Source organism: Phytopseudomonas dryadis, assembly GCF_004327355.1.
GTDB classification, from domain to species: Bacteria; Pseudomonadota; Gammaproteobacteria; order Pseudomonadales; family Pseudomonadaceae; genus Aquipseudomonas; species Aquipseudomonas dryadis.
Genome location: NZ_QJUM01000020.1, coordinates 1 through 25344 on the forward strand (window position 1 = coordinate 1; position 25344 = coordinate 25344).

General features: G+C 65.6%; 22 protein-coding genes. 9 read left to right on the forward strand and 13 right to left on the reverse strand.

Annotated features, from left to right (window positions below; translation table 11 throughout):
* Window positions 1-229: 229 nt before the first annotated feature.
* The 3 genes from DNK34_RS16715 to DNK34_RS16725 form a co-directional block, all read right to left on the reverse strand.
* A complete protein-coding gene (locus DNK34_RS16715) occupies window positions 230-685 on the reverse strand; it encodes a GNAT family N-acetyltransferase (RefSeq protein ID WP_207401606.1) in 456 nt (151 codons plus the stop codon).
* Between the two features lie 106 nt (window positions 686-791).
* Window positions 792-1628: an amino acid ABC transporter permease gene (locus DNK34_RS16720; RefSeq protein ID WP_131176273.1), complete on the reverse strand. Its 837-nt coding sequence runs from the start codon at window positions 1626-1628 to the stop codon at window positions 792-794.
* The gene (locus DNK34_RS16725; protein WP_131176272.1) at window positions 1625-2446 is read right to left on the reverse strand and encodes an ABC transporter substrate-binding protein; all 822 of its coding nucleotides are present in this window, start codon (window positions 2444-2446) and stop codon (window positions 1625-1627) included. Before DNK34_RS16725 ends, DNK34_RS16720 begins: the two co-directional genes overlap by 4 nt.
* 96 nt (window positions 2447-2542) lie before the next feature.
* Here DNK34_RS16725 and DNK34_RS16730 point away from each other — a divergent pair, with 96 nt between their 5' ends.
* Complete coding sequence (locus DNK34_RS16730) at window positions 2543-3457, forward strand: homocysteine S-methyltransferase family protein (protein WP_131176271.1); 915 nt, start codon at window positions 2543-2545, stop codon at window positions 3455-3457.
* An 88-nt stretch (window positions 3458-3545) separates the two neighbouring features.
* Here the strand turns inward: DNK34_RS16730 and DNK34_RS16735 are convergent, their stop codons facing one another.
* The 3 genes from DNK34_RS16735 to DNK34_RS16745 form a co-directional block, all read right to left on the reverse strand.
* On the reverse strand, window positions 3546-7139 hold the full coding sequence (locus DNK34_RS16735) for an autotransporter family protein (RefSeq protein WP_131176270.1): 3594 nt from the start codon (window positions 7137-7139) through the stop codon (window positions 3546-3548).
* A gap of 67 nt (window positions 7140-7206) precedes the next feature.
* Complete coding sequence (locus DNK34_RS16740) at window positions 7207-8202, reverse strand: asparaginase (protein ID WP_131176269.1); 996 nt, start codon at window positions 8200-8202, stop codon at window positions 7207-7209.
* Window positions 8203-8727: 525 nt separating this feature from the next.
* Window positions 8728-9585 (reverse strand): LysR family transcriptional regulator, encoded by an 858-nt coding sequence (locus tag DNK34_RS16745; protein WP_131176268.1) that lies wholly within the window; start codon window positions 9583-9585, stop codon window positions 8728-8730.
* A gap of 106 nt (window positions 9586-9691) precedes the next feature.
* Between DNK34_RS16745 and DNK34_RS16750 the strand changes: the two genes are divergently transcribed.
* The 7 genes from DNK34_RS16750 (at window position 9692) to DNK34_RS16785 (ending at window position 15974) form a co-directional block, all read left to right on the forward strand.
* Window positions 9692-10993, forward strand: coding sequence for an aspartate aminotransferase family protein (locus DNK34_RS16750; RefSeq protein WP_131176267.1), 1302 nt, complete (start codon window positions 9692-9694; stop codon window positions 10991-10993).
* A gap of 110 nt (window positions 10994-11103) precedes the next feature.
* A complete protein-coding gene (locus tag DNK34_RS16755; protein ID WP_131176266.1) occupies window positions 11104-11862 on the forward strand; it encodes an aldolase in 759 nt (252 codons plus the stop codon).
* 100 nt (window positions 11863-11962) lie between these two features.
* Window positions 11963-12832 (forward strand): transporter substrate-binding domain-containing protein, encoded by an 870-nt coding sequence (locus DNK34_RS16760; RefSeq protein WP_131176265.1) that lies wholly within the window; start codon window positions 11963-11965, stop codon window positions 12830-12832.
* 40 nt (window positions 12833-12872) lie between these two features.
* Window positions 12873-13514: an amino acid ABC transporter permease gene (locus DNK34_RS16765; protein WP_131176264.1), complete on the forward strand. Its 642-nt coding sequence runs from the start codon at window positions 12873-12875 to the stop codon at window positions 13512-13514.
* Between the two features lie 10 nt (window positions 13515-13524).
* Window positions 13525-14187: an ABC transporter permease subunit gene (locus tag DNK34_RS16770; protein ID WP_131176263.1), complete on the forward strand. Its 663-nt coding sequence runs from the start codon at window positions 13525-13527 to the stop codon at window positions 14185-14187.
* Window positions 14184-14987 carry an amino acid ABC transporter ATP-binding protein gene (locus DNK34_RS16775; RefSeq protein ID WP_131176262.1) on the forward strand — a complete coding sequence of 268 codons (804 nt, stop codon included), beginning with the start codon at window positions 14184-14186 and terminating at the stop codon, window positions 14985-14987. Before DNK34_RS16770 ends, DNK34_RS16775 begins: the two co-directional genes overlap by 4 nt.
* Window positions 14988-15251: 264 nt before the next feature.
* Window positions 15252-15974 (forward strand): hypothetical protein, encoded by a 723-nt coding sequence (locus tag DNK34_RS16785; RefSeq protein ID WP_131176261.1) that lies wholly within the window; start codon window positions 15252-15254, stop codon window positions 15972-15974.
* A 558-nt stretch (window positions 15975-16532) separates the two neighbouring features.
* On the opposite strand, the gene DNK34_RS16790 is transcribed toward DNK34_RS16785, so the two are convergent.
* Window positions 16533-17303, reverse strand: coding sequence for a substrate-binding periplasmic protein (locus DNK34_RS16790; RefSeq protein WP_131176260.1), 771 nt, complete (start codon window positions 17301-17303; stop codon window positions 16533-16535).
* 80 nt (window positions 17304-17383) lie between these two features.
* Entirely contained in the window at window positions 17384-18856 is a 1473-nt protein-coding gene (locus tag DNK34_RS16795; RefSeq protein WP_131176259.1) for an aspartate ammonia-lyase, read from the reverse strand.
* 495 nt (window positions 18857-19351) lie between these two features.
* Between DNK34_RS16795 and DNK34_RS16800 the strand changes: the two genes are divergently transcribed.
* The gene (locus tag DNK34_RS16800; RefSeq protein ID WP_131176258.1) at window positions 19352-20254 is read left to right on the forward strand and encodes a LysR substrate-binding domain-containing protein; all 903 of its coding nucleotides are present in this window, start codon (window positions 19352-19354) and stop codon (window positions 20252-20254) included.
* A 129-nt stretch (window positions 20255-20383) separates the two neighbouring features.
* Here the strand turns inward: DNK34_RS16800 and DNK34_RS16805 are convergent, their stop codons facing one another.
* From DNK34_RS16805 to urtE, 5 genes are all read right to left on the reverse strand, one after another.
* Window positions 20384-21418 (reverse strand): AAA family ATPase, encoded by a 1035-nt coding sequence (locus DNK34_RS16805; protein WP_131176257.1) that lies wholly within the window; start codon window positions 21416-21418, stop codon window positions 20384-20386.
* A gap of 79 nt (window positions 21419-21497) precedes the next feature.
* Window positions 21498-22541: an aliphatic amidase gene (locus DNK34_RS16810; protein ID WP_131176256.1), complete on the reverse strand. Its 1044-nt coding sequence runs from the start codon at window positions 22539-22541 to the stop codon at window positions 21498-21500.
* A gap of 116 nt (window positions 22542-22657) precedes the next feature.
* Window positions 22658-23005, reverse strand: a complete 348-nt coding sequence (locus DNK34_RS16815; protein WP_131176255.1) for an FmdB family zinc ribbon protein — start codon at window positions 23003-23005, stop codon at window positions 22658-22660.
* Window positions 23006-23068: 63 nt separating this feature from the next.
* Window positions 23069-24298: a formamidase gene (gene fmdA / locus DNK34_RS16820; protein WP_131176254.1), complete on the reverse strand. Its 1230-nt coding sequence runs from the start codon at window positions 24296-24298 to the stop codon at window positions 23069-23071.
* Between the two features lie 253 nt (window positions 24299-24551).
* The gene (gene urtE, locus DNK34_RS16825; RefSeq protein ID WP_131176253.1) at window positions 24552-25241 is read right to left on the reverse strand and encodes an urea ABC transporter ATP-binding subunit UrtE; all 690 of its coding nucleotides are present in this window, start codon (window positions 25239-25241) and stop codon (window positions 24552-24554) included.
* Window positions 25242-25344 lie beyond the last annotated feature (103 nt).

A 25344-nucleotide genomic window follows, 5' to 3' on the forward strand; every position in this document is an offset into this window, starting at 1 on the left:
TGTGCAGTCATGCGTAAATACCTGACTGGCGTCTGGGCTTGCCTGAAGCTCGGTGTGCCTTTCGATTCATCCGAGCTATTCAGCAATGAACACCTGAAAAACGCTTGACCACTAACAGAGTATCTACGGGATTGCGGCAAGCCAAAGCCCGTGTAGGAGCGCCGACCTCGGCGCGATAGGGTTGCAGCCAATCAGCAAAACCTGTGGCGCGACCGCAATTTCGTTCTTGTCAGAACAGCTTGCGGTACTGCACGAAGCCCGAGCGGTCGCCGATGCGCTCGTAGAGCAGTTGGGCCTTGGCGTTGGTCTCGTGGGTCAGCCAGTGCACCCGCGAGCAGCCCGCCTCCCTGGCCACGGCATAGACATGCTCGATCAGTTGCCGGCCGACGCCATTGCTGCGCACGTCCTTGGCGATGAACAGGTCCTGCAGGTAGCAGTAGTCGCCGATGGTCCAGCAGGAACGGTGGTAGAGCCAGTGCACCAGGCCGATGGCCTCGCCGTCGCGCCAGGCCAGGGCGGCGAACATCGGTTCGTCCGGGTCGAGGAAGCGCTGCCAGGTCACGGCGCTGGTGTCGGCGTCGATCTCGGTCATGTAGAAGCGCTGGTAACCCTGCCACAGGGGTAGCCAGGCGGCGTGGTCGGCGGCGCTGACGGCGCGGATTTCCACGGGAATGCGGACGGTCATGGGCAGCTCTCCTGAAGGTCGATCGACCGCCATCCTGCGATGCCTGGGCCGGCATCGCAAGCGACAGCGCGTCGCTGGCCCTGCTGCGTTGAATACCAGCCAGGCGCTAACGCCCGTTCAGGTAGGCCTTGCCGTAATGCCGTTCCAGGCGGGCCTGGAGCAGTTCCAGGCCGATCGACAGCAGCCAGTAGATCACCGCCGCGGTGGTCAGCATCTCGATGTAGCGGTAGGACGAGCGCCCGTAGGACTGGGCCAGGAACATCACCTCCCAGACTCCCATCACCGAGATCAGCGAGGAGTCCTTGAGCATGGCGATGAACTGGCTGGTGGTCGGCGGGATGATGGTGCGCATCGCCTGGGGCAGGGTCACCCGCCAGAAGATCACCACCGGCTTGAGACCCAGGGCCAGGGAGGCTTCGCGCTGGCCGGGGGCCACGCCGATCAGCCCGGCGCGGAAGATCTCGCTCAGGTAGGCGCCGTAGTTCAGCGACAGGGCGATGATCCCGGCGGCGATCGCGCCCGGCACCAGGCCCAGTTGCGGCAGGCCGAGGTAGATCAGCAGGATCTGGATCAGCAGTGGCGTGCCGCGGAAGAACGAGGCGTAGAAGCTGGCGATGCCGAAGGCCACGGCGCTCTTCGACAGGCGCGCCAGGGCGGTGACGAAGCCCAGCGCCAGGGACGCCCAGATCGAGCAGAAGCACAGGAACAGGGTCAGCGCCGCGCCCTGCAGGAAACCGTTCGGCGCCAGGTTGGCGCCGAGCAGGTTGGGCAGTTTCTCGAGGATGATCGAGAATTTCAGCTCGAAGCTGAGAAAGAACGCCACGCACAGGGCGAACAGGCCGGCCCAGGTGAGGTACAGGCGCGTACGGAAGCCGAGCAGGCGTTGCAACGGCGATTCGCGCACCGCCGGTGGCGGGCGCGGGGTTTCGGGGGCTGGCGTCATTGGCTGATGTCGGAACCGATCCACTTGTTGGAGATGGCCGCCAGGGTACCGTCCTGGCGCAGCTGGGCGAAGACGTCCTCGACCTTGGCCCGCCATTCGGCATCGTTCTTCTCGATGGCCACGGCGTTGGGTTCAGCGTAGAGCGGCTCGCCCGCCAGCTTGAAGCGCGGATCCTGGTCGATGCGCGGCTGTGCGGTGACCAGGTTGGTGAGGATGGCATCCAGACGCACGCCGGCGCCCAGGGCGAGGTCGTGGAAGGCCACGGTGTCGTTGTCGTAGGGGGCGACCTGGACGGCGTCGAAGGGATAGTCCAGCGGCTGGTCTTCGGCGCCTTCGATGACCAGATCCTTGTTCAGGTAGCTCTCGTAGGACGACGCGCTGGTGACGCCGACCTTCAGGCCGGACAGTTCCCTGGCCGACTGGATGCGCTCATCCGCGGCATTGACCACGATCACCGCCGGCGAGGCGTAGTAGGTGACCGGGAAGTCGAACACCTGCGCGCGCGCCTGGCTCGGCGTCATGGAGCAGATGCAGATGTCGTAGCGACCGCTCCAGCGGCCCGCGGCGATCACGTCCCAGGATGGCGTCTCCAGGCGCAGCTTGACGCCGAGCCGGTCGGCAACCGCCTTGGCCACGTCGACGTCGAAGCCATCGAGCTGATTCTGCTCGTTGAGGAAGGAGAACGGCGGGTAGTTCTCCATCAGCACGTTGACCAGTTCGCCATTCTTCTCGATGCGCTCGAGAGTGGGGCCGGCCAGAGCCTGGCTGCAGAGAGTGGCGAGGGTCAGCCCGAGGACCGGGAGCAGAGGGTTTTTCATGGGACTCCTTAGACGCGAAACAGGTTGTGGTGGGCACGAAGTCTGTATTAAATAGTTATAAATGATGCCGTCCAAATGAATTTAAGGAATATATATATGACGGAAACTTCTCTGCGCGCAGCTCCCCTGGTCATGCTCGATGGTGGTATGGGCCGTGAGTTGCAGCGCCGTGGCGCGCCTTTCCGCCAGCCGGAGTGGTCGGCGCTGGCGTTGACCGAGGCGCCCGATCAGGTGGAAGCGGTGCATGCCGCCTACATCGCCAGTGGCAGCGACGTGATCACCAGCAACAGCTATGCCGTGGTGCCCTTCCATATCGGCGAGCAACGCTTCGCCCGGGAGGGACGCGCGCTGGCCGCGCGTGCCGGCGAACTGGCGCGCCGCGCCGCCGACAGCAGCGTCCGCCCGGTGCGCGTTGCCGGTTCATTGCCACCGCTGTTCGGTTCCTACCGTCCGGATCTGTTCGAGCCGCAGCGTGTCGCCGAGGTGCTGACGCCGCTGTTGCAGGGCCTGGCGCCGCATGTCGACCTGTGGCTGGCGGAAACCCAGAGTGCGATCGCCGAAGCGCAGGCCATCCATGCCCATCTGCCGGACGATGGCAAACCGTTCTGGCTGTCCTTCACCCTGCAGGACGAAGAAACGGATGGCGTGCCTCGGCTGCGCTCCGGCGAGCCTGTGGCCGAAGCCGCCAGGGCCGCCGCCGGGATGGGCGTTGCGGTGCTGCTGTTCAACTGCAGCCAGCCGGAAGTCATCGGCGCGGCCATCGACGCCGCGCGCGAGACCTTGACCGGACTGGCCGTGGAGATCGCCATTGGCGCCTATGCCAATGCCTTTCCGCCACAGCCCAAGCAGGCCACGGCCAACGATGGCCTGGACCCGCTGCGCGAGGATCTCGATCCGCCCGGCTACCTGCACTGGGTGGCCGACTGGCGTGCCCGTGGCGCCAGCCATCTGGGAGGGTGCTGCGGCATCGGCCCGGAGCATATCGCGCTGCTGGCGCAGCGGCTGGTCTGAACGGCACCGCGTCATGCGCGGGCGCCGGAACTCAACGCCAGCGGCAACGCCCGGGCCGGTATGACGACCCGGGCGCTGCCCGGTCCGATCAGAAGCGCAACTGCCACTGGGCGACCAGGGCATGGTTCTGCGTGCGGCTGCCGTACTCGCCGCTGTAGCCCAGGCCCAGGCTCTGGCCATTGCTGATGCCCAGATCCAGGCCGGCTTCGGCCAGCAGGCTGTCGCGATCCAGGGCGCTGCCTTCGACGTTGAAGGCACTGCCGCCACTGAGGAAGGACTGCCGGGCCTGGCTATCGAGATCACCGTAGGTATGCCGCCAGCCCAGGCTGACACGCGGGGTCAGGCTCATGCCGTTGTCCAGGGTACCGAGGTGGGCCAGGCGCAGGCCCAGGGTGCTGCTGAGGTTGTCCTGTTTCTGGCTGTCGACATGCAGCGCCGCGGCGCCACCCTTTTCATCGTAGGACTCGTGGCTGTAGCGCTGGTAGCCGAGGCCGGCGAAGGGTTCGGCGAGCAGCCGGCCGCTGGCCATCTGGTAGCCCAGCTCGGCGAACACCTGCTGGCTGTCGGCGTTGTAGTCGCTACGCAGGCGGTCACTGAAACCGGCGAAGTCGACCCGTCGCGTACCGCTGTTGTCGTGGCGGCTGTAGGCCGCGCCCAGGCGCAGGGCGAAGGGGCCGCTCTGGCGCAGGGCATAGACGCCCAGGTGCAGGCTGTCGATATCGCTGGAGATGCCAGGGCCGGCATCCACATCGGTACGGGCGTAGCCGCCCAGCACGCCGATACGCCAGGTCGGGTTCAGCGCCCAGTCGGCGCCGAGCACCGCGCCGCGGGTATCCTGGGTCAGGTCATGGCCGCCCTGGCGGCCATCGAGCTTGCCGTGGCTGCCCAGGCCCTGCAGCCAGAGGCGCCCTTCGGCGCGCGGGTCGTTGAGGGTGCGGGCTTCGTTCGGCACGCCGCTGGCGGCGAGCAGTGGCGCTGCGTCGTGCAGCAGCGAGGCTTGCAGGTTGTCGGTCCCGCCCAGCTGCTGCATGGCGCCGAGCATGCTGCTGGCCACTTGTGCGTTGCCGGCCAGGCTGGCGGCCATGAGGCTGGCGTTGCTGCTGGCGGCCAACTGGTCGATGGCGTTGGCGGCAGTGCCGTTGCTGCTGGTCAGTACGGCGTTGTACAGCGTGCCGTTGCCCTGGGATTCCAGCGCACGCGCCGCGCCACGGCCGTTGGTGTTGCGCGCCAGGTCGGCGAAGCTGCGGTCGTTGCGGGCCAAGGTCAGGTCGACGTTGTGGGCAGCGTACTGCAGGGTCGGGGTCAGGAAGGCCAGGTTGCTGCTGAAATCGGCAAAGGTGCCGGTAATCGCGCCGTTAGCCTGGAGCACCTGATAGCTGCTCTGCAGTGGGTAGTCTCCCGCAAGCGCATCGATGCGCAGGTTGGCGCCGTTCAGGGCGACATCGCCGCCGACACTGAGCGTATTGCTGGCGCCTGCGGGGCTGACCGTCAGCGTCAGGGTCGAGCCGCTGGCCAGGTTCAGGTTGCCACCGACGACACCGCCGCTGAAGGTGGCGCCGTTGTCGACCTGCACATCGCCCTGCAGGGTGCCCAGGTTGAGCAGGCTGGCACCGCTGTAGATGCGCGTGCTGGCGCTGAAGTCGTCGCTGTCCAGGCTCCAGGTACCGCTGCGTACATCCAGGTTTTCGAAGTTGAGGCTGTTGCCGAAACGGCCGCCGGCGGCATCGTCGAGCACCAGCTTGTCGATTCCCGCGCCACCGTCGACGCTGCCGATGAAGCGTGCCGTGGAAAGCACGGTCAGGCTGTCGTCGCCATCGCCCAGATCCACGGCCAGGCCGTTGAGGCCTTCGATCAGGCCGGCATTGATCAGGCTGTCGTTACCGCCGCCCATCTGCACGGCGGCGGCCGCGGTGGTGCTGTTGGCCTCGTCGACGCGGGTGGTGTCGAGGCCGCCACGGATGCTGCCGCCGGCATGGTTGATCAGCACGTCGTCGAAGTCGCCGACCAGGCCGATGGCGGCCTCGTCCGCGCCGATGATGCTGCCGGCGTTGTCGATGCGGACCACGCCGCCCTGGGCGTCGCTGGTGCCACGGCCGCTGGCTACCGCGGAGCCGGCGGCGCCGTCGTCGATGAGGATGCCCTTGGCCTGGCCGAAGATGCTGGCGCCGGCATGGTTGATGAGGGTGCCGCCGCCGGCGGCGATGCCGTCCGCGCCGTTGGGGTGGCCGCCGGAGTCCAGGCCGCCGGCACCGGTGCCTTCGATGCGGCCGTGGTTCTCGATGTAGGCGATGCCGTCGATATCGACGCCGTCACCGTCGCCGTTGTCCTGGGTCAGGCCCGCGCCTTCGTGGTCGTAGACGTTGCCGGCGCCGGCGTAGTTGCCGCTGATCAGGCCATGGTTGATCACCACGCCGTGGCCGTCGATGCCGACGCCGGAGCCGTTCTTGCCCCTGATCTCGCCACCTGTGTAGTTGATGATCACCGGGTTGAGGATCTGGACGTTCTCGGTGGTGACGCCGTCGACCACCTTGTCGAAGGTCACGCCGTTGCCGTCCGCGCTGCGCACGATCAGGCGTTCCAGGCCGATCAGGTTGCTGTCCGCGGCGAAGGCCAGCGGGTCGCCGCCGTCGATGCCATGGCGCGGGCCGGTGATGGTGCCGTGGTTGAGGATGGCGACGTTGGCGCGTTCGTTCTCGATGGCCACGCCATCGGCGGCGGAGACGTCGGCTCCGCAGCCTACCGAGGCCGCCATGTAGTCGGGGCAACTGGTGTTGACCAGGCCGGTGGAGAAGATATGGCCGTAGTTGGTCAGGGTGAAGTTGCTGCCCAGACGCAGGGCGTCGTTGCCGGTGGAACTGATCACCGCCGTGCGATTGTCCACGGCACCGTTGATGATCTGGTTGTGCTCGCTGGTGTAATCGAGGTCGGCCTTGATCGCGCGTTCGCCGCCGATAGCGGCGCCGACCTGCGCGATGGTGCCCTGGTTGTCGATGACGTAGTGGCCGTCCTCCTTGTTGAGGCGGATGGTCTGCGCGCCGCTGGAGCTGATGACGCCGGTTTTTTCGTTGCTGAGGATCAGGGTCTGCCCGCTGGCGTTGGCATCGATGGCGCGTTGTGTGCCGGTATGCGCGATGGTGCCCGCGTTGTGGATGACGTACGTGCCGTTCTCGGAGTTGAGGTGCAGGGCGCTTTCGCCGCTGCCACTGGTGCTGATGGTGCCGGTATTGTTGAGGATCAGGCTCGAGCTGGCGCCGTTGATATGGATAGCGCGTTCGGCGCTGCTGATGCTGCCCGCGTTGTTGATGAGGTACTGACCGTTGGCGCGGGCGAGGCGGATGGCCGCGGCGCTGTTGGAGCTGATCGCGCCGCTGCTTGCGTTGTTGATGGTCAGGATCGGCGTGCCGGCGTTGGCATCGATGGCGCGGCCGCTGCCGGTCTGCGCGATGGTGCCGGCGTTGTTCAGTACCGAGGTGCCGGTCAGGACGTTGACCGCCACGCTACTGCCGCTGGTGCTCAAGGTGCCGCCCTGTTCGACGGTGCCGGTATCGGGCAGGGTCTGCGTGGTGGTCACGGTGCTGCCCGTGGCGATGGTGAAATCGGCCCCGACGGCCTGGCCGGCGAGGGCGGCCTGCAGGGCGATTACCAGAGGGAGCGGGTGCAACAGCGGGTTCAGTCGAGACATGGGGCACCAGTCGTTGGAGTAATAAGGCCAGCGACTATGCCCACATGATGTTACGGAGAGTTGACGGTCAGTCTGCGGCGCATTCACCGCACAGATCGAGCGCGAACAAACGTTCCACTTCGGCCTGCGGCAAGCCGGCGCCGAGCAGGGCGAACAGCTTGCCCAGTGCCGCCTCGCGGGTCATGCCGCCGCCGGATACCAGGCCGACCGCCGCCAACTGGCTGCCCGCCGCATACACGCCGAACTCGACATGCCCCTGGGGGCACTGGCTGATGGCGGCCAATACCACGCCCCGGGCATGGGCCTGGCGCAGCACCTCGAGCAGTTCGGCGTCGTCGCTGGGCCCCGTGCCGCTGCCGTAGCACTCCAGCAGCAGACCCTGCACGCCGCTGTCGAGCAGAGCCCGCAGGTGGGCGGCGCGCAGGCCGGGAAACAGCGGCTGCAGCGCGAGGTTGACCGGCTGGCGCGGCTGGCGGTAATCGATCTGCGCCGGCAGCGCCTCGAGGCGTTCGCCCTGGCGCCGGCGTGGCAGCACCTGGAAGGCATCGAAGGCATCGCTGCGCAGCTTGCCGACCCGGGCGCCATGCAGCAGCGCACCGTTGAAGAACAGGTGCACGCCGCTGGGAGCGCCGGCGGCCAGCACCCGCAGGGCGCCGAACAGGTTGGGCCAGGCGTCGCTGTTTTCGCTGCCCGCCGGCAGCATCGAGCCGGTCAGCAGCACCGGCACCGGCAGGCCCAGCAGCAGGAAGCTCAGGGCGGTGGCGCTGTAGGCCAGGGTGTCGGTACCGTGCAGCACCAGCACGCCGTCGCAGCCGTCCCGTTCGATGGCCTGGCGAATCGCCGCGACCATCGCCAGCCAGTGGCCCTGGTTCATGTTGGCGCTGTCGATCGGTGGCAGCAGCTCGCGGAAGATCCAGTTCGGCAACGCCGATTGCGCGTGCCGGGCCTGCTGCTCGCGCAGACGAGCCTCGAAACCGGAGGCCGGGGCCAGGCCGGCGGCGCTCATCTGCATGCCGATGGTGCCGCCGGTGTAGAGCACGAGGAGTTTTTGCGCTGCGGGCATGCCGTTGTCCTTGTGAGCAGAGTGGCTATGACGGGGTGGCAGGATACAACCGATCGCCGTTCATGGCAGGCTCGGCGTTCGCATCCGTGGCCATGGGCGGCACCAGGCCTGTCGCTGTCCGTCGCGGGGTCATGTGTCGGCCAGGGTGGTCGATGTGCCCGGGGCGGCGAACGGGGCAATCGTAATGGGGGATGGCAGGCAGCCATAAGCTGCAAGGCGGATGGCCGCCCCCTTCAAGCGGCAAGTAAAGGCGGTAGCGGACACTGCAGTCTGCGTGGGAGGGGCTTTAGCCGCTATTGGTCCGTCAAGGGCGCAAAGAGCTCGCGGCTAAAGCGGATCGCCGCCTGGCCCCTCCCACAGCCACAGGGCGTAGATACCGTCTTGAGCCTCACTTCGCAAGGGTGAGTTCAGGGTTGAACGGCTTGCCGGATTTCAGCACCCCGTAAGCGATGCACAGCAGCTTGCGCCTTTGAGCAACCACTCGGCCCGTTCGCTCGGATACGACATTGGCTCTGTGATGGGGCACTAGAGATCCGGCAGGGACGCCTGCACGTGTTGGGCGAATGCCTCGACCAGCAGGGAGGGCGGTTCATGATCGTATTCCAGGGCAATGCCCACGCTGGGCAATGGTGGCAAGGCCGCGCCGGTCTGCAGGATCTGCAGGTCGTCGGGAACCGCCGTCTGGGTCATGACCGCGATGGCCTGGCCTGAGCGCACCAACGCGGTCAGGCCGGCCAGACTGCTGGAGGCGTAGGCGATACGGAAAGGACGAGCGACTGCGCGCAGGGCGTGGCAGGCGGCCAGGTGATCCAGGGTGTCGGGATGGGACAGCGCCAGCGGCAGGACATCGAAGTCCAGTGCGGACGTGGTGGGGTGGCCGACCCACACCAGGGGTTCGCGGCGGATGACGGCCTCGGGACGTTCGCCCTCCGGCCACGACACCAGGGCCAGATCCACGGTGTGCTGTGCGAGGCGCTCGCGCAGTCGCGGCGTGGGCGCGCAGTCGACTTCCACCTGGGCCAGGGGGTGGCGTCTGGCGAATCCTCTCAGCAGTGCGGGCAGAAAGATCGTGGCGTAGTCGTCCGGGCAACCGAATCTGAGCGTGCCGCTCAGGCCTCGATCCGACAACTCGGCCAATGCCTCGTCGTGGCAGCGCAGAATGCGGTGGGCGTGAATCAGTAATTGCTCCCCCTGTTGGGTGAGCACCACGCCTCGGCCGGTGCGATGCAGTAGCGGTTGGCCGACGCATTGCTCCAGCCGCTTCATCTGCTGGCTCAGGGCCGCCTGGGTTCGGGCCACGCGATCCGCGGCGCGGGACAGGGCACGGGTTTCCGCAATGATCACGAAGGAACGCAGCAGTTCGATATCGAGAGATACTCCCAAGATATAAACACTCCTTAAGTCTCATATAAAAAGTATTAGATTTAATAAATGCATTTCTGCGCCTAATCTGCAAGCTCTTGAGTAATTACTTGTGGAGGGAATGGACGTGTCGGGGAATCTGGAGCCGGTATTCTGGGAAAATGCGCGCAAGCACCTGATCCGCTACGGCGGACAATTCGCACCGCTGATCATCGAGCGGGCGCAAGGCAGCTTTGTCTTCGACGCAGACGATCGGCCGATCCTGGATTTCACCTCCGGGCAGATGAGTGCCGTGCTCGGCCATAGCCATCCGGACATTGCCGCGGTGGTCGGCGAGTACGCCCACCGCCTCGACCACCTGTTCAGTGGCATGCTCTCGCGGCCGGTGGTGGAGCTGGCCGCGAAACTGGCGGAGAAGACCCCGGCGGGCCTCGACCGCGCGCTGCTGCTGAGCACCGGGGCGGAGTCCAACGAAGCGGCGATTCGCATGGCCAAGCTGGTCACCGGCAAGTACGAGATCGTCGGCTTTGCCCAGTCCTGGCACGGCATGACCGGCGCCGCTGCTTCCGCGACGTACAGCGCCGGGCGTCGCGGTGTCGGCCCGGCGGCGGTGGGTTCCTTCGCCATTCCGGCGCCGTTCCCCTACCGCCCACGCTTCGAGCGCAACGGCGAATACGATTACCTGGCCGAGCTGGACTACGCCTTCGAGCTGATCGACCGCCAGTCCAGCGGCAGCCTGGCGGCCTTCATCGCCGAGCCGATCCTCAGTTCCGGCGGCATCATCGAGTTGCCCGACGGCTACATGGCGGCGCTGAAGAAGAAGTGCGAGGAGCGCGGCATGCTGCTGATCCTCGACGAGGCGCAGACTGGCATCGGCCGCACCGGGATGCTGTTCGCCTGCGAGCGCGAGGGCGTCACCCCGGACATCCTGACCCTGTCCAAGACCCTTGGCGCCGGCCTGCCGCTGGCGGCGGTGGTCACCTCGGCGGCGATCGAGGAGCGCGCCCACGAGTTGGGCTACCTGTTCTATACCACGCACGTCTCCGACCCGCTGCCCGCGGCGGTCGGCTTGAAGGTGCTGGAGGTGGTCGAGCGCGATGGCCTGGTCGGCCGCGCCAATACCATGGGCAAGCGCCTGAAGGATGGTCTGCGGGCCCTGCAGGCGCGCCATGAGTGCATCGGCGACGTGCGCGGTCGCGGCCTGCTGCTGGGGCTGGAGATCGTCAAGGATCGGCGAACCAAGGAACCGGCTTCCGATCTCGGTGCGGCGATCACGCGAGAATGCATGAACCTCGGCCTGAGCATGAACATCGTCCAGTTGCCGGGCATGGGCGGGGTATTCCGCATCGCCCCGCCGCTCACCGTGAGCGAGGTCGAAATCGACCTCGGCCTGGATCTGCTGGATCAGGCCATCAGCCGAGTGCAGTGAACACCAAGGAGACGCTGCGCCCAGGCCGCTGTACGAGTTCCCCAACCTGCGCGGCGTCGAGCTGCTCTTCGCCTGAACTGTTTCACCCACCGATCGTTGTAGAGGTATCCATGAGCCAATCCTTGTTCGATTCACCGGAGATCCAGCAAAGACGCCAGCAACTGGCTGCCGCATTCCGCTGGGCGGCCGAGCTCGGCCTGCACGAGAGCACCTGCAACCATTTCAGCGTGATGGCGCCGGGTCTTGCGGATCATTACCTGATCAATCCCTTCGGCGTGCATTTCGCCGAGATGCGTGCCAGCGACCTGCTGTTGCTCGATGGCGAGGGCAGGGTGGTCGCCGGGCAGGGCGAGGTCGAGGCCAGCGCCTTCCACATCCACTCCAGCATTCACCGCGCCAATGCCCGGGCGGTATGCGTGCTGCACACCCACATGCCTTATGCCTGCGCCATTCTTGGCACCGAGCGGGGCCGTCTGGAGCTGTGCCACCAGAACGCGGTGCGCTTCCATGGTCGTATCGCCTATGACGACGAGTTCGGCGGCTTCAACGGTCTTGCCCTGGACGACGCCGAGGGCGCGCGCATGGCGGGGCTGCTGGACGACAAATCAGTGCTGATGCTGCAGTGCCATGGCCCCCTGGTCATCGGAGCCAGCGTGGCCCTGGCCTTCGACAACCTCTATTACCTGGAGCGTGCCGCCCAGGTTCAGGTGCTGGCGCAGTCCTGTGGGCGACCGCTGGCACTGATTTCCGAACAGCAGGCCGAGCGCGTCAGTGCGGATTTTCAGGCACAGGCCGAGCTCTATGCCGAGGCCCATTTCGCGGCGATCCAGCGCCTGCTCGACAAGCAAGACCCGACCTGGCGGCACTGACGCCCGGCCCGCCACAGAGACGGTGGCACCTGCAGTTCCCATAACTAACGTCTCTCCGACTTCGCACCTGCCTTCCGTGTCCTTACCGGGAGAACCGACGATGCGCATTTGCAAGCTTCACCCACGTTCCATCCTGCACACCCTTGCTCTGGCACTGACCCTGTCGTTCACCTCGCTGCTCCAGGCCGGCGACCTCGACGCGATTCAGGCGCGCGGCTACCTGCATGTCGTCACCGAGGATGACTTCAGGCCGTTCGAGTTCGTCGACAACGGCAAGCCCAGCGGTTTCAACCACGACATGATCGCCGAGCTGCGCACGTACGCGCCGTTCGAGATCCGCAGCAGCATCATTCCCTGGGCGGGCATGATGGCCGCGCTTTCCGCAGGCCGCTACGACGCCGCCGTCACCGGCACCATCGTCACCACCGACCGGCTCAAGGCGTTCAACTTCGTCGCACCCACCGCCGCGGCCACCCACTATTTCATCCGCCGTGCCGACGATGAAAGTCTCGCCAGCATCGCCGACCTGGACGGCAAGACCGTCGGTGTCCAGGCCGGCAGTGCCCAGCTCGCCCGCCTGCCGGAGTTGCAGGCCATGCTCGAGCGCACGGGTGGCAAGCTGGGCAGGGTCGTCGAGTATCCGTCCTACCCCGAGGTCTACGCCGACCTGGCCAGCGGCCGGCTCGACTACGCCATCAACACCATCATCGGCGCCCGCGCCGTGGTCGAGGAGCATCCGGGCCGCTTCGCCCTGGGCCTGCCGGTCTCCGGCCCCGGTTTCCACGGCTGGATGATCGCCAAGGACAGGCCGGAAGTGCTCGCCTTCCTTACCGACTTCGTCAACCACCTGCGCGACAGCGGCCGGCTGGGCGAGCTGCAGACGAAGTGGTTCGGGCAGGACTTTCCGGAGCTGCCCCGCGAAGCCATCACCTCGGCCGAGCAGTTCCAGAGCCTGACCACCGTCGATTGATCCACAAGGTGCCGCAAGGCACCTGCACGAGGAACCGCACATGGATGCCAATGCCTGGTTGTTGCTGCTGCAGGGCGCGTGGGTCACGCTCTGGATATCGGCCCTGTCCATCGTCCTGGGAATCGCCCTCGGCCTGGTCGTGGCGCTCGTGCGCGCGTCGCGCGTCCCTTTCGTCGCCCAGGCCCTGGCTGTTTACGTCAGCCTGACCCGGGCCACGCCGCTGGTGACCCTGGTGCTGATGATCTTCATCGCCGCACCGCACCTGGGCCTGGATCTCAGTCCCGCGGTGGTCGGCATCGTGGCCCTGACGCTGAACACCACGGCCTTCAATGCGGAGATCTGGCGTTCCGCCCTGGAGAGCTTTCCGCGCGAGCAACTGGAAGCCACCAAGAGCGTCGGCATGACGCCTGGCGTGGCCCTGCGCCGCATCGCATTGCCGCAGATGTTCCTGCGCGGGTTGCCGGCGCTGGTCAACGAGGCGACCTTCCTGGTCAAGGCCAGCCCGGCGGTGGCGGTGATCGGTCTGGTCGAGCTGACCCGCACCACCCAGCGTATCTCCGCTGCGACGTTCGAGCCCATGCCGCCGCTGCTGGCCGCCGCCGTGCTCTACATGCTTTTAATCTATGGCCTGGTGCGGCTGCAACGCGCTGCCGAGCAGCGCACGCTGCGCTTGGCCATGTAAAGGAGATTCCATGGACGCTTGGTACATCCTGTGGGCCGAACGGGCTCAACTGCTGTCCGGTTTCGCCACCACCCTGGCGCTTTTCGTCGGTGCCGCCGTGGGCGCCTTCATCCTGGCCGCGCTCCTGCTGCCGTTGCTGGAGGGGCGGATCACGCCGGCCCGGCGCCTGCTGCGCTCCTTGATCGATGGGGTACGCCTGCTGCCGTTCCTGGTGCTGCTCTACCTGCTGTACTACGGCCTGCCGCTGCTGGGCGTGCGCCTGGATGCGTGGGTCGCCGGCTACGTCGCGCTGATCCTCTATCACGGCCTGTACATCACCGAGATCCTGCGCGGCGCCCGCACCGTGCTGCCCAAGGGCCAGGCCGATGCCGCCCGCGCCCATGGCTATGCCACCGGCGGCCTGTACCGGCGCATCCTGCTGCCGCAACTGGTGCTGGGCAGCGCGCCGATGCTCGGCAACCAATTGGTGATCTGCCTGAAGGACACGGCCTTCTTGACCTTCATCACCGTGATCGAACTGACCGGCGCGGCGACGGCCATCCAATCCACCCACTTCATCCCGATCCAGGCCTTCGTGGTCGCGGTCGGGTTCTACTGGCTGATCAGTCTGGCCATCGAGGCGCTGACCCGCGCCCTGGGCCGCTGTGCGGCGAAACGAGGTTTGGCGTCATGAGCGACATCGTTGTCGAGATCCAGCACCTGTCCAAGAACTTCGATGGCGTGGAAGTGCTGCGCGATATCAACCTGCAGGTCACCCGGGGCCGCACCCTGAGCCTGCTCGGAGCCTCCGGTTCGGGCAAGTCCACGCTGCTGCGCTGTATCAATTGGCTGGAAGAACCCGATCGCGGCGTGGTGCGCATCGCCGGGCAGCGCATGGGTGTGAGCGAGGAGGGCAGGCGCCTGTCCGATCGCGCCCTGGCACGGCTGCGCGCGCGCACCGCCATGGTCTTCCAGAGTTTCAATCTCTGGCCCCACCTGACGGTGCTGCAGAACGTCATGGAGGCGCCCATCCATGTGCTGGGCGTGCCGCGTAGCCAGGCGCAGGCCGAAGCGCGGGCGTTGCTGGACAAGGTGGGCCTGGCCGCCAAACAGGACGTCTACCCGCACACCCTGTCTGGGGGGCAGAAACAGCGAGTCGCCATCGCCCGGGCGCTGTGCATGCACCCGGAAGTCATCCTGTTCGACGAACCGACCTCCGCCCTGGACCCGGAGATGGTCGGCGAGGTCCTGGCCGTGATGCAGGCGCTGTCGGCCGAAGGGCAGACCATGATCGTGGTGACCCATGAAATGGCGTTCGCCCGGGCGGCATCGGACGAAGTGATGTTCCTCGAGCGCGGAGTGATCCTGGAGCGCGGGACTCCTGACGATTTCTTCGAGCGCCCTGCCAGCGAGCGGGTGCGCCGCTTCCTCGGGTTACCGTCGAAGGAGGCTATCGTCCAGCCGCTGCCGGGCGTATGCCGAGCGGGTTCATAGCAGCCGGGTACCGAGGGGGATGTCGTCGTGGTCGGGGACGCACAGCGACACGCGCCCCTCGGCGTCATGGAAGACTGTGATCAGGCATTCGGAACGCAGCGGGTCGATTTGCTTGGGCGGAAAGTTGACCCCCGCTCACACTCGCTGTCGTGTAGAGACACCGGTCATCTCCGTATACGCGTTAAAGTTCTCGGGATCGCTGCCGAAAATTCCGCTAGGAGTTCGTTGCCGTGAGAGGAGGGACGTGCGATGGAGAACATGGGAATGTCCACCACGCTATCGGCGTGGCAGTCCAAGGTCGCGCCCGCGGGGCAGGCGGCACAGCAGGGGCAACCGCCACTGATTCGGTTGGACGCGCCGGCACCCGAGGCATCGGTGATCTACCATCCAGGCTCGGAAGACCCTGTCGATCGAGGCGATTTCGACGTGTATCAGAAGACGGGACGTCCCGCGTCCAACTATGCGATCCGCGCCGAACCGGTCGTATTGGCCGAACTCGGAGCCGTCCAAATCTCCTTGGCATCAGCCTACACGGACTTTCAGAAGGCACTGGCTGCGACTGATCCTGACCTTGTCGAGAAAAACTTTGGTTTCAGTGTTAGTCAGAATGGTCATCTGGTTGCCGTCAATGCGGGTTCATTGAGTCAAGATCAGATCCAGCGCCTGGAAACGGCGCTGAATGCTTCTTCTAGGCTTGTGAAAGCCGCCAACAGCTTTGCAAGGCTGAGCATGGAGTTCGTAGCTGCCAGCGCGGTATATGAGTACGGCAAGTTCCATCTGGATCTGGACAACTATGCCAGTACGATCGACCTTGGCCGGGCACTTGGCGTTGGTGCTCAGTCCGGACAGGATCGTTTCAACGGTCAGTGGGACATCCAGTTGTGGCGCAACGGTGAGAAGCGCTACGACGGTTGGGAAAAGCTCGTGGATGGGCAGTGGGTCGACGCACCCGAGTATCAGCCTCAGTCTGTCGTTGCTTACAGATGACGGCAGTGCCGGCTTGATGCCGGCACTGCGTGTGTTCGAAGGCTCAGCAAGGGGCTGCTGATCCGCGATTGGCTGCATAGCGCTTCCCAAGCGGATCGTCTCCCGGTTCCAGGGAGGGCTTGACGGCGGCATGTTGTCTGCCCGCATTCGCCAATGTTTGGCTCTGAACCCAAAAGACGGGTCGCCAGTTTCCCGTGGATGCTGCAGCCAGGTACCCGCGCGCGCCAAGGTGCTGGCCAGCGGCGGGTGTTCCAAGGCGATAGCGGCCGGTCGTAGGAATGGGTGCAACCCATCCGGCAATTGATGGGTTTCACCCATCCTACAGGCTGCCTCGCTTCTAGCTTCTAGCTTCTAGCTTCTAGCTTCTAGCTTCTAGCTTGTGGCTTGCAGCTTGCAGCTCAACGTCTGCTTCCGCCTTTTTGCAGTCATGGATGCCCGCAGCAGATCAGATATCCAGCCTGTAGGATGGGTGCACCCATCGGCAATTGATGGGTTTCACCCATCCTACGACCGTCCGCTATCGCTTTGTATCCGAAGGATGCGAGCGTGCAGCGGCTATCAGCACAGCTCCGGGTGTTTGTTGCAGGTGCCGTAGCCCTCGCTCTTCATCTGGTCCAGCGCTTGTTGAAGCCGTGCGACCACGTCGTCCGGCGTATCGAGGTTGAGCGCCAGGTACAGGTCGGAGCGGTCGAAGGTCAGCACGGTGCGCAGGCCGTTGACGTTGGCCTGGCGCGCCTGGTGCCGCCAGACCGGATCGGTGGTGCCCCACAGGTCGATGCGCCCTTGGGTCAGCTTGCCGATGTTTTCCGGGTCGCGCAGGGTGTTGATCGGCTGCAGGCCGGCCTTCTCCAAGGTCTGGCTGGCGGCGCTGTCCTTGTAGCTGCCGATGCGGTACTGGCTGGCCTCGTTGAGATCCTTGAGGTTGGGAATGTTCGAGCCCGGCGCGGCGAGCAGCACGCGCTCGACCTTGGCGATGGGGCCGACCCACTTGAACAGCGGGCGGCGGGCTTCGTTCATCGAGGTGGAGAACAGGCCGTGGTTGGCGTTTTCCAGGGTCGAATCGTAGATGCGTGCCCAGGGGAAGCGCAGGGTCAGGGTGTAGTCGATGCCGGCACGCTTGAACATCTCGCGCACGATGGTGGCGCTGACGCCCTTGATGTTGGCGTCGCGGGCGAAGTTCTTGTCGTTGTCGGCCATGTTGAACGGCGGAAAGTTTTCCGTTTGCAGCACGACTTTGTAACCGGCAGGCAACTCGGCCTGGGCGTTGAGGCTGATGACGCTCAGAAGGGACAGCAGACAGGCTGTGAGCCAGGCGGGTTTGACGGTCATGTGGCGAGCTCTCTTCTTGGCTGCGCCACCGTCATGCTCCGCGCCGTCCGGGGGCGGACGGCGCGGGGCCGGGAGGGACGTCAGCGCTGGTGATTGTGGGTCCGTGCTTCGACCGGTTTGCCCGCCGGCGGCGTCAGGTGCCTGAGCTGGTTGGGCGCGATCATGTTTTCCGGTCGAAGAATCTCGGCCAACGTAGCATCGTCGAGCAGTTGTTCCAAGCGCACCAGTTCCAATACGCCACGACCGCTGATCAGCGCCTCCTTGGCGATGCGCGTGGAGTTCTCGTAACCGATGTAGGGGTTGAGCGCGGTGATCAGGCCGATGGAGTTTTCCATCAGCGCGCGGCAGTGGGCTTCGTTGGCGGTGATGCCATTGATGCAGTGCTCGCGGAGCATGTCCATGGCCCGTTGCAGCAGGCGGATCGAGTCGAAGATCTTGTAGGCGATCAGCGGCTCCATCACGTTCAGTTGCAGCTGGCCGCCTTCGGCCGCCAGGGTCAGGGCCAGGTCGTTGCCGATCACTTCGAAGGCCACCTGGTTGACCGCTTCGGGGATCACCGGGTTGACCTTGCCCGGCATGATCGAGCTGCCCGGCTGGCGCGGCGGCAGGTTGATCTCGTTGATGCCGGTACGCGGGCCGCTGGAGAGCAGGCGCAGGTCGTTGCAGATCTTCGACAGCTTGACCGCGGTGCGCTTGAGCATGCCGGAGAACAGCACGAAGGCGCCCATGTCCGAGGTGGCTTCGATCAGATCCGCGGCCGGCACCAGCGGCTGGCCACTGATGGCCGCCAGGCGCTGCACGGCCAGGTGCTGGTAGCGCGGGTCGGCGTTGATGCCGGTGCCGATGGCGGTGCCGCCCAGGTTGACCTCGGTGAGCAGTTCCGGCGCCAGGCTGCGCAGGCGCGCCAGGTCTTCGCCGAGGGTGGTGGCGAAGGCGCGGAACTCCTGGCCCAGGGTCATCGGCACGGCGTCCTGCAGTTGGGTGCGGCCCATCTTCAGCACGTGGGCGAATTCCTCGCCCTTGGCGGCGAAGGCCTGGATCAGGCTGTCGAGGCTGGCCAGCAGGGTGTCGTGGCCGAGCAGCAGGCCCAGGCGAATGGCGGTGGGGTAGGCGTCGTTGGTCGACTGCGCCATGTTCACGTCGTTGTTCGGGTGCAGGTGCTTGTACTCGCCCTTCTGCAGGCCCATGGCTTCCAGGGCGATGTTGGCGATCACCTCGTTGGCGTTCATGTTGGTCGAGGTGCCGGCGCCGCCCTGGATCATGTCGACCACGAACTGGTCATGGAAGTCGCCACGGATGATGCGCGCGCAGGCTTCGCTGATCGCCGCATGCTTGGTGGCGCTGAGGTGGCCCAGTTCGCGGTTGGCATCGGCTGCCGCCTGCTTGACCATGGCCAGGGCCACGACCAGCTTCGGGTAATGCGCCAGCGGTACGCCGGACAGGCGGAAGTTGTTCACCGCGCGCAGGGTCTGGATGCCGTAGTAGGCATCGGCAGGCACTTCGAGGGTGCCGAGAAGATCTTTTTCGACGCGCAAGGATGCAGCAGCGGACATGATGGCTATGTTCTCAGGAAGGCGCGGAAGATACCGCGATGACCTCTAGAATAAGGCTTCAGGCCATTCGTCGACCAATGCTGTTACTTGCTGCCCTATGCGTAATCGGCATAATGTGGATGTGACTTACTAGGGTCTGTTGACGTTTCAGCACGACCGCGCCGGAGCCAGTTGTTGCGCGAGGCAAGGGCCGCGCCCGCTCCCGGCGGGCTTGCGGCATTTCCCACATCCCTGTGGGTCACACAGGTGCGAAGTTTGGCTGGCCAAATGAGCCACCGAGTAACGCCGCGTCGCGCAAAAACTGGCCCGGCCCTACGGGTTGCGCGGGAAATCTCGCCATGCGTCGTTGGAGGACTTGAAAAGGGAATGCCATTCCCTGCGTCCTCCGCCTCGCTTGGCGAGATTTCTCGCAGCAACGCGGCTTGCGCTGAAACGTCAACAGACCCTAGGCGCACCAAACGTGTGCGCAATGCCGCCGCGCGTCGAGGATGCCCCGTGAACCTGGAAACCAAATGGCTGGAAGACTTCGTCACCCTGGCCGCCACCCGCAGTTTCTCCGCCGCGGCGCAGAAGCGCTTCGTCACCCAGCCGGCGTTCAGTCGCCGCATCCGCAGCCTGGAAGCGGCGCTGGGGCTGACCCTGGTCAACCGTTCGCGCACGCCGGTGGAGCTGACCGAGTCCGGCCAGCTGTTCCTGCTGACCGCGCGCAGCCTGGTGGAGCAGCTCGGCGAAGTGGTGCGCCACCTGCATCACCTGGAGGGGCAGCAGGGCGAGGCCCTGCAGATTGCCGCGGCGCACTCCCTGGTGTTCAGCTTCTTTCCGGAGTGGATCGCCCGCCTGCGCCGCGATGGCCTGCCCCTGACCACCCGGCTGGTGGCCACCAACGTCGGCGAAGCCGTGCACTCCCTGCGCGAAGGCACCTGCGACCTGATTCTCGCCTACCACGACCAGGATGCCGCCGTGCAACTGGCGCCGGATCTGTTTCCCTCGCTGTTCCTGGGGCGCAGCGACATGCTGCCGGTCTGCGCCGTCGACGACAGCGGCGCGCCGCTCTACGACCTGGATGCCGGTCAGAGCGTGCCGCTGCTGGCCTACAGCGCCGGCACCTTTCTCGGCCGCTCGGTGAACCTGCTGCTGCGCCAGCGCGCGCTGCGCTCCACCACCGTGCACGAAACGGCCATGGCCGACAGTCTCAAGGCCATGGCCCTGCAGGGCCTGGGTGTGGCCTGGGTGCCAAGGCTGTCGATGCATGCCGAACTGGCCCGCGGCGAGCTGGCGATCTGCGGCAAGGAGCACTGGCACATCCCTCTGGAGATCCGCCTGTACCGCTGGAGCCTGTCGCGCAAGGCGGCGGTGCGCCTGCTGTGGCGCAAGCTCGAAGGCGGGGTGGGGCGGTAGGGCAGCTTCAAGCTGCAAGCCACAAGCCTCAAGTAAGAGCGAGAGCTTGACCGCGAGCTTGAGGCGCACGCCACACTAGCTTGCAGCTTGCAGCTTGCAGCTTGCAGCTTGCAGCTTGCAGCTTCGCGTTCATGGGGCCGGTGCAACGTGCAGCCGTTCATTGTCGGCGCTCACCGTCAATCGGGTCGTGCCCGGAGTCTCGAGCAGGCATTGCGCCAGGGCGGGTTCCAGCTCGACCCGTATACGGCGAGCCAGGGCGCGGGCGCCGAAGCGCACGTCATGTTCGCGGTACAGCCAGGCACTGGCGCTGGCATCCACCTGTAACGAGCGACCCTGGTGTCCAAGGCGCTGGTTGAGCTTGTCCAGCTCGATATTCAGCAAGGCATCGAGCCACTGTGCATCGACCCGCTCGAACACCAGCACGCGGTCGATGCGGTTGAGCCATTCCGGCTCGAAGCGCTCGTGCAGCACCTGCTCCAGCAGGGCTGCCTCCCCCGTCGGCGCCAGCCCCAGCCAGCGCCGCCAGCCACGGGCGAAACGCTCGCGGTAGCGCTGCGCCTGTTGCGCGCCGACATTGCTGGTCATGAAGATCAGGCTGTTGCGGAAATCCAGGGTGCGGCTGCCGGCGGTCAGGGTCAGCCGGCCATGCTCGAGAATACCGAGCAGGCTGCGCAGCACTTCCGGGCTGGCCTTCTCCAGTTCGTCGAACAGCACGATACCGGGTCGGCCGAAACTGCCGGCGATGGCCTCGGCATCGAACAGCGTGGTGCCTTCCTTGCTGCCGACATAGCCCGGTGGCGCGCCGGTCAGCGCGGCGGCGTAATGCGCCTGGGCCAGGGTGTGCATGTCGATGCGGCACAGGGCATCGGCGCGGCCGTGGATGGCCTGCGCCAGCAGGCGTACGATCTCGGTCTTGCCGACGCCGGTCGGGCCCATGAACAGGTTGACCGCCAGCGGCCGCTCGCGCTCGCCGATATCGGCCTTGACCACCTTGAGCAGCGCCTCGACCTGCGCCAGCACCGCCTCCTGGCCGACGATGCGCGAGCGCAGCAGGGCCATCACCGCCAGGGGCTCGAAGAGAAAGCGCGATGGCAGCCTGGCCGTAGCGCCCTGTTCGATCAGGCGCTCGCGGTTGTTCTCGATCAGGTCGTTGGCAAAAGGCATGGGCCGTCTCGATTTGATTGCGGGGTCGCAGAGACTGCGTGGAAGGGGCAGTCGCGGCTAAAGCCCCTTCCACGGTATTTCATCCGGCCGTGCGTTCCTTGCCCGGATGGGGCAGCTCGCCCACCGGGCAGTCGGCCACGCCGATGCTCGAGCGGGTGAGTTTCTCCACGTCCTCCCGGGCCTTCTGCGCATCCAGTACCCAGGTGCGGTAGAACTCGAACGGGCAGTCGGCCACGCCCTTGTCGCCATCGCCGGAGTTGTACACGCCGGTGTAGCCGCGATGCAGCAGCTTGAACAGGTGGTTCTGCGACTGGTCATTGGCGCGCGCGTCGCGGATCTGCGACACCGATAGCTGGGCGTACTGGATGCCCATCTCCTCCTCGCCGCATTCGCCGAGGGTGCGACCGTCGAAGCCAATCAGCGCGGAGTGGCCGAAGTAGCTGTAAACCCCGTCGAAGCCGGTGGCGTTGGCCACCGCCACGTAGCAGTTGTTGGCCCAGGCCATGGTCTTGGCCATCAGCACCTGCTGATCCTTGGCCGGGTACATGTAGCCCTGGCAGCGCACGATCAGTTCGGCGCCCTTCATCGCGCAGTCGCGCCAGATTTCCGGGTAGTTGCCGTCGTCGCAGATGATCAGGCTGATCTTCAGGCCCTTGGGGCCTTCCGATACGTAGGTGCGGTCGCCCGGATACCAGCCTTCGATGGGGCACCAGGGAATGCATTTGCGGTACTTCTGCACGATCTCGCCCGCATCGTTTATCAGCACCAGGGTGTTATACGGCGCCTTGTGCGGGTGCTCCTCGTGGCGTTCGCCGGTGAGCGAGAAGATGCCCCAGGTCCTGGCCTCGCGGCAGGCGGCGGAGAAGATCGCGGTTTCCTCGCCGGGGATGGTGGCGGCGGTGGCCATCATCTCGTCGTGGTCGTACATGATGCCCATGGTGCTGTACTCGGGGAACACCACCAGATCCATACCCGGCAGACCGAGCTTCATGCCCTTGATCATCTCGGCGATCCTGCGCGCGTTGTCGAGCACTTCTGCCTTGCTGTGCAGGCGCGGCATCCTGTAGTTGACGACGGCGACGCCGACGGTATCGGGGCTGCTGGAAATATCGCCGTGGCGCATAAAAGGCTCCTCAGGGAATCGAAAATACGAAAAGAGCGCTGAAGGCTCGAGGCTGAACGAAAAAGCGCTTTCTCACCCGGCTCTCCAGCCTCCAGCGCTTTACCTCGGCTGTTCGTCTAATGGCTGATCATCCACGGCCGCGCCGAGGGGCTGGCCTTGAGGCCGTGGGGATTGGCCCTGGTGCGCTCGACCGCTTTGCTCGGGCCGCAGCAACTGCAACTGGCGGGGTGTTTGCGCGTGGCCTTGTATGCTTCGAGGCTCTGCGGGGCATGGGCGCTGCGCTCGTTGGTCTCGTGCGCGCGGCGCTGGCTACCAGGCAGGGTGGTCAGGCCCGGTGCTGTGAGGATCACCCGCTCGCTCGGGGCATCGCAGTACGGACAGGCGCAGGCGCTGTCGCGCTCGGCCATTGGCCGCAGCACGCTGAAGTCGCCGCAGCTCGGGCAGTCGTATTCGTAGATGGGCATGGCAAGTTCCTCGAAAAAGTAACCCCTTGCCCGCTCCCACAAGCGGGAGAGGGGTAACAACAATCACTTGTCGTAGGCGATGGGCATGTCGATGCTGCCGTCGAGGAACTGGGTCGGGCCGCTGGCGCTGGGGTTGATGTCGAACTCGAAGATGTCGGTCGGCAGCCACAGGGTGGCGCAGGCGTTGGGGATGTCGACCACCCCGCTGATATGCCCCTGCACCGGCGCCGAGCCGAGCAGCGAGTAGCCCTGGGCCGGCGAGTAGCCGAACTTGGTCAGGTAGTTGATGGCGTTCAGGCAGGCCTGCTTGTACGCCAGGCTGACGTCCAGGTAGTGCTGCTTGCCGTCGTCGTCCACCGAGATGCCTTCGAAGATCAGGTAGTTGTTGTAGGTGGGCACGATCGGGCTGGGCTTGAAGATCGGGTTCCTGATGCCGTACTTGGCCATGCCGCCCTTGATCAGCTCGACCTTCATATGCACCCAGCCGGCCATCTCGATGGCGCCGCAGAAGGTGATCTCGCCGTCGCCCTGGCTGAAGTGCAGATCGCCCACCGACAGGCCGGCGCCGTCGACGTAGACCGGGAAGAAGATCTTCGAGCCGCGCGACAGATCCTTGATGTCGCAGTTGCCGCCATGCTCGCGCGGCGGCACGGTACGCGCGCCGGTGGCTGCCGCCAGGTCGCGGGCGGCGCCGCTGAGCTTGCCCATATGTGCGGTGGAGGTGAACGGCGGGTTGGCCAGCGGCGGCACGCGGGTCGGGTTGGTGTCGATCAGCGCCTGCTCGCGCCTGTTCCAGTCGGCGAGCATCTGGTGATCCGGCAGGCAGCCGATCAGGCCGGGGTGGATCAGGCCGGCGAAGCGCACGCCGGGAATGTGCCGGCTCTTGGTGAACATGCCCTCGAAATCCCAGATGGATTTCTGCGCGGACGGGAAATGGTCGGTGAGGAAACCACCGCCATTGCTCTTCGAGAAGAAGCCGTTGAAGCCCCACATCGAATCGGCCTTGGCGCCGATGTCGAGCAGCTCGACGATCAGCAGGTCGCCGGGTTCGGCACCCTTAACCCCTACCGGGCCGGACAGGTAGTGCACGGTGGACAGGTCGACGTCGCGCACGTCGCTGGCGTCGTCGTCGTTGTGGATCGCGCCGCCGGTCCAGTCGTAGGTCTCGAGGATGAAGTCGTCGCCCGGCTTGACCCAGCAGGCCATGGGGATGTCCGGGTGCCAGCGGTTGTGCACCTGTTCGTTGTCGGTAGCGGCCTGGTTGAGGTCGACCTTGATCAGGGTATCGGTCATGACGTTGCTCCTGGGACCTGTGGTGGATGCCGGCCGGGTAAGCGCCGGGGTACGCAGCCAGTCTCGGGGCAGCGTGGCAATCGGCAAATACGTTGGATGACGTATGCGCCAGGCCAGTGAATGCGCGGCCTCCGGGCATTTTTCGCGGGCGCGAAAAAGCGGCCGGCGCATGGAGAACACACCGACCGTAAAGCGGGAAATCAGCCCACAGCCCGAACGCTTGAGGCTTGAGGCTTGAGGCTTGAAGCTGCCCTTAAACCGACAGATAGCGGCTGATGCTCGCCTCGTCGACGTTCTCGCGCCGCTCCTCGACCACGAAGCGCCCCTTCTCGATCACCAGGAAGCGGTCGGCGATCTCCAGGGTGAACGACAGCACCTGCTCGGATACCACGATGGTCAGGTCGCGCAGGTCGCGGATCTCCTTCAGGCTGCGGGCGATGTCCTTGATGATCGACGGCTGGATGCCCTCGGTCGGCTCGTCGAGCAGCAGCACCTTGGGATTGGTGGCCAGCGCGCGGGCGATGGCCAGTTGTTGCTGCTGGCCGCCGGAGAGGTTGCCGCCCTTGCGCTGGCGCATGTCGTGCAGCACCGGGAACAACGAGTAGAGATCGTCCGGCACCTTGCCACCGGCAGAAGCCGGCAGGCCGGTCTGGATGTTCTCCAGCACGCTCATGCCGGGGAAGATCATCCGCCCCTGCGGCACGTAGGCGATGCCGCTTGCCACGCGCTGGTGGGTTTCCAACTGCGACACATCCTGGCCGTCCACGCGAATCTGCCCGCCCCATTGCGGCAGGATGCCCATCAGGCTCTTGAACAGGGTGGTCTTGCCCATGCCGTTGCGGCCCATCACCGCGACGATTTCCTTCTTCGCCACGTCGAGATCGAGTTCGTGGAGGATCTGGCTCTGGCCGTAGCCGGAAGCGAGGTTGCTGATGCTGAACATGTTCTGCTCCTTGTAAACGCTAGTCAGGCTACGGGACGCCACCATGCATACGGCAGAGCTCCTCAATGCCATGCCTTTCAACATGTTGGCGGCCCGAGAAGAG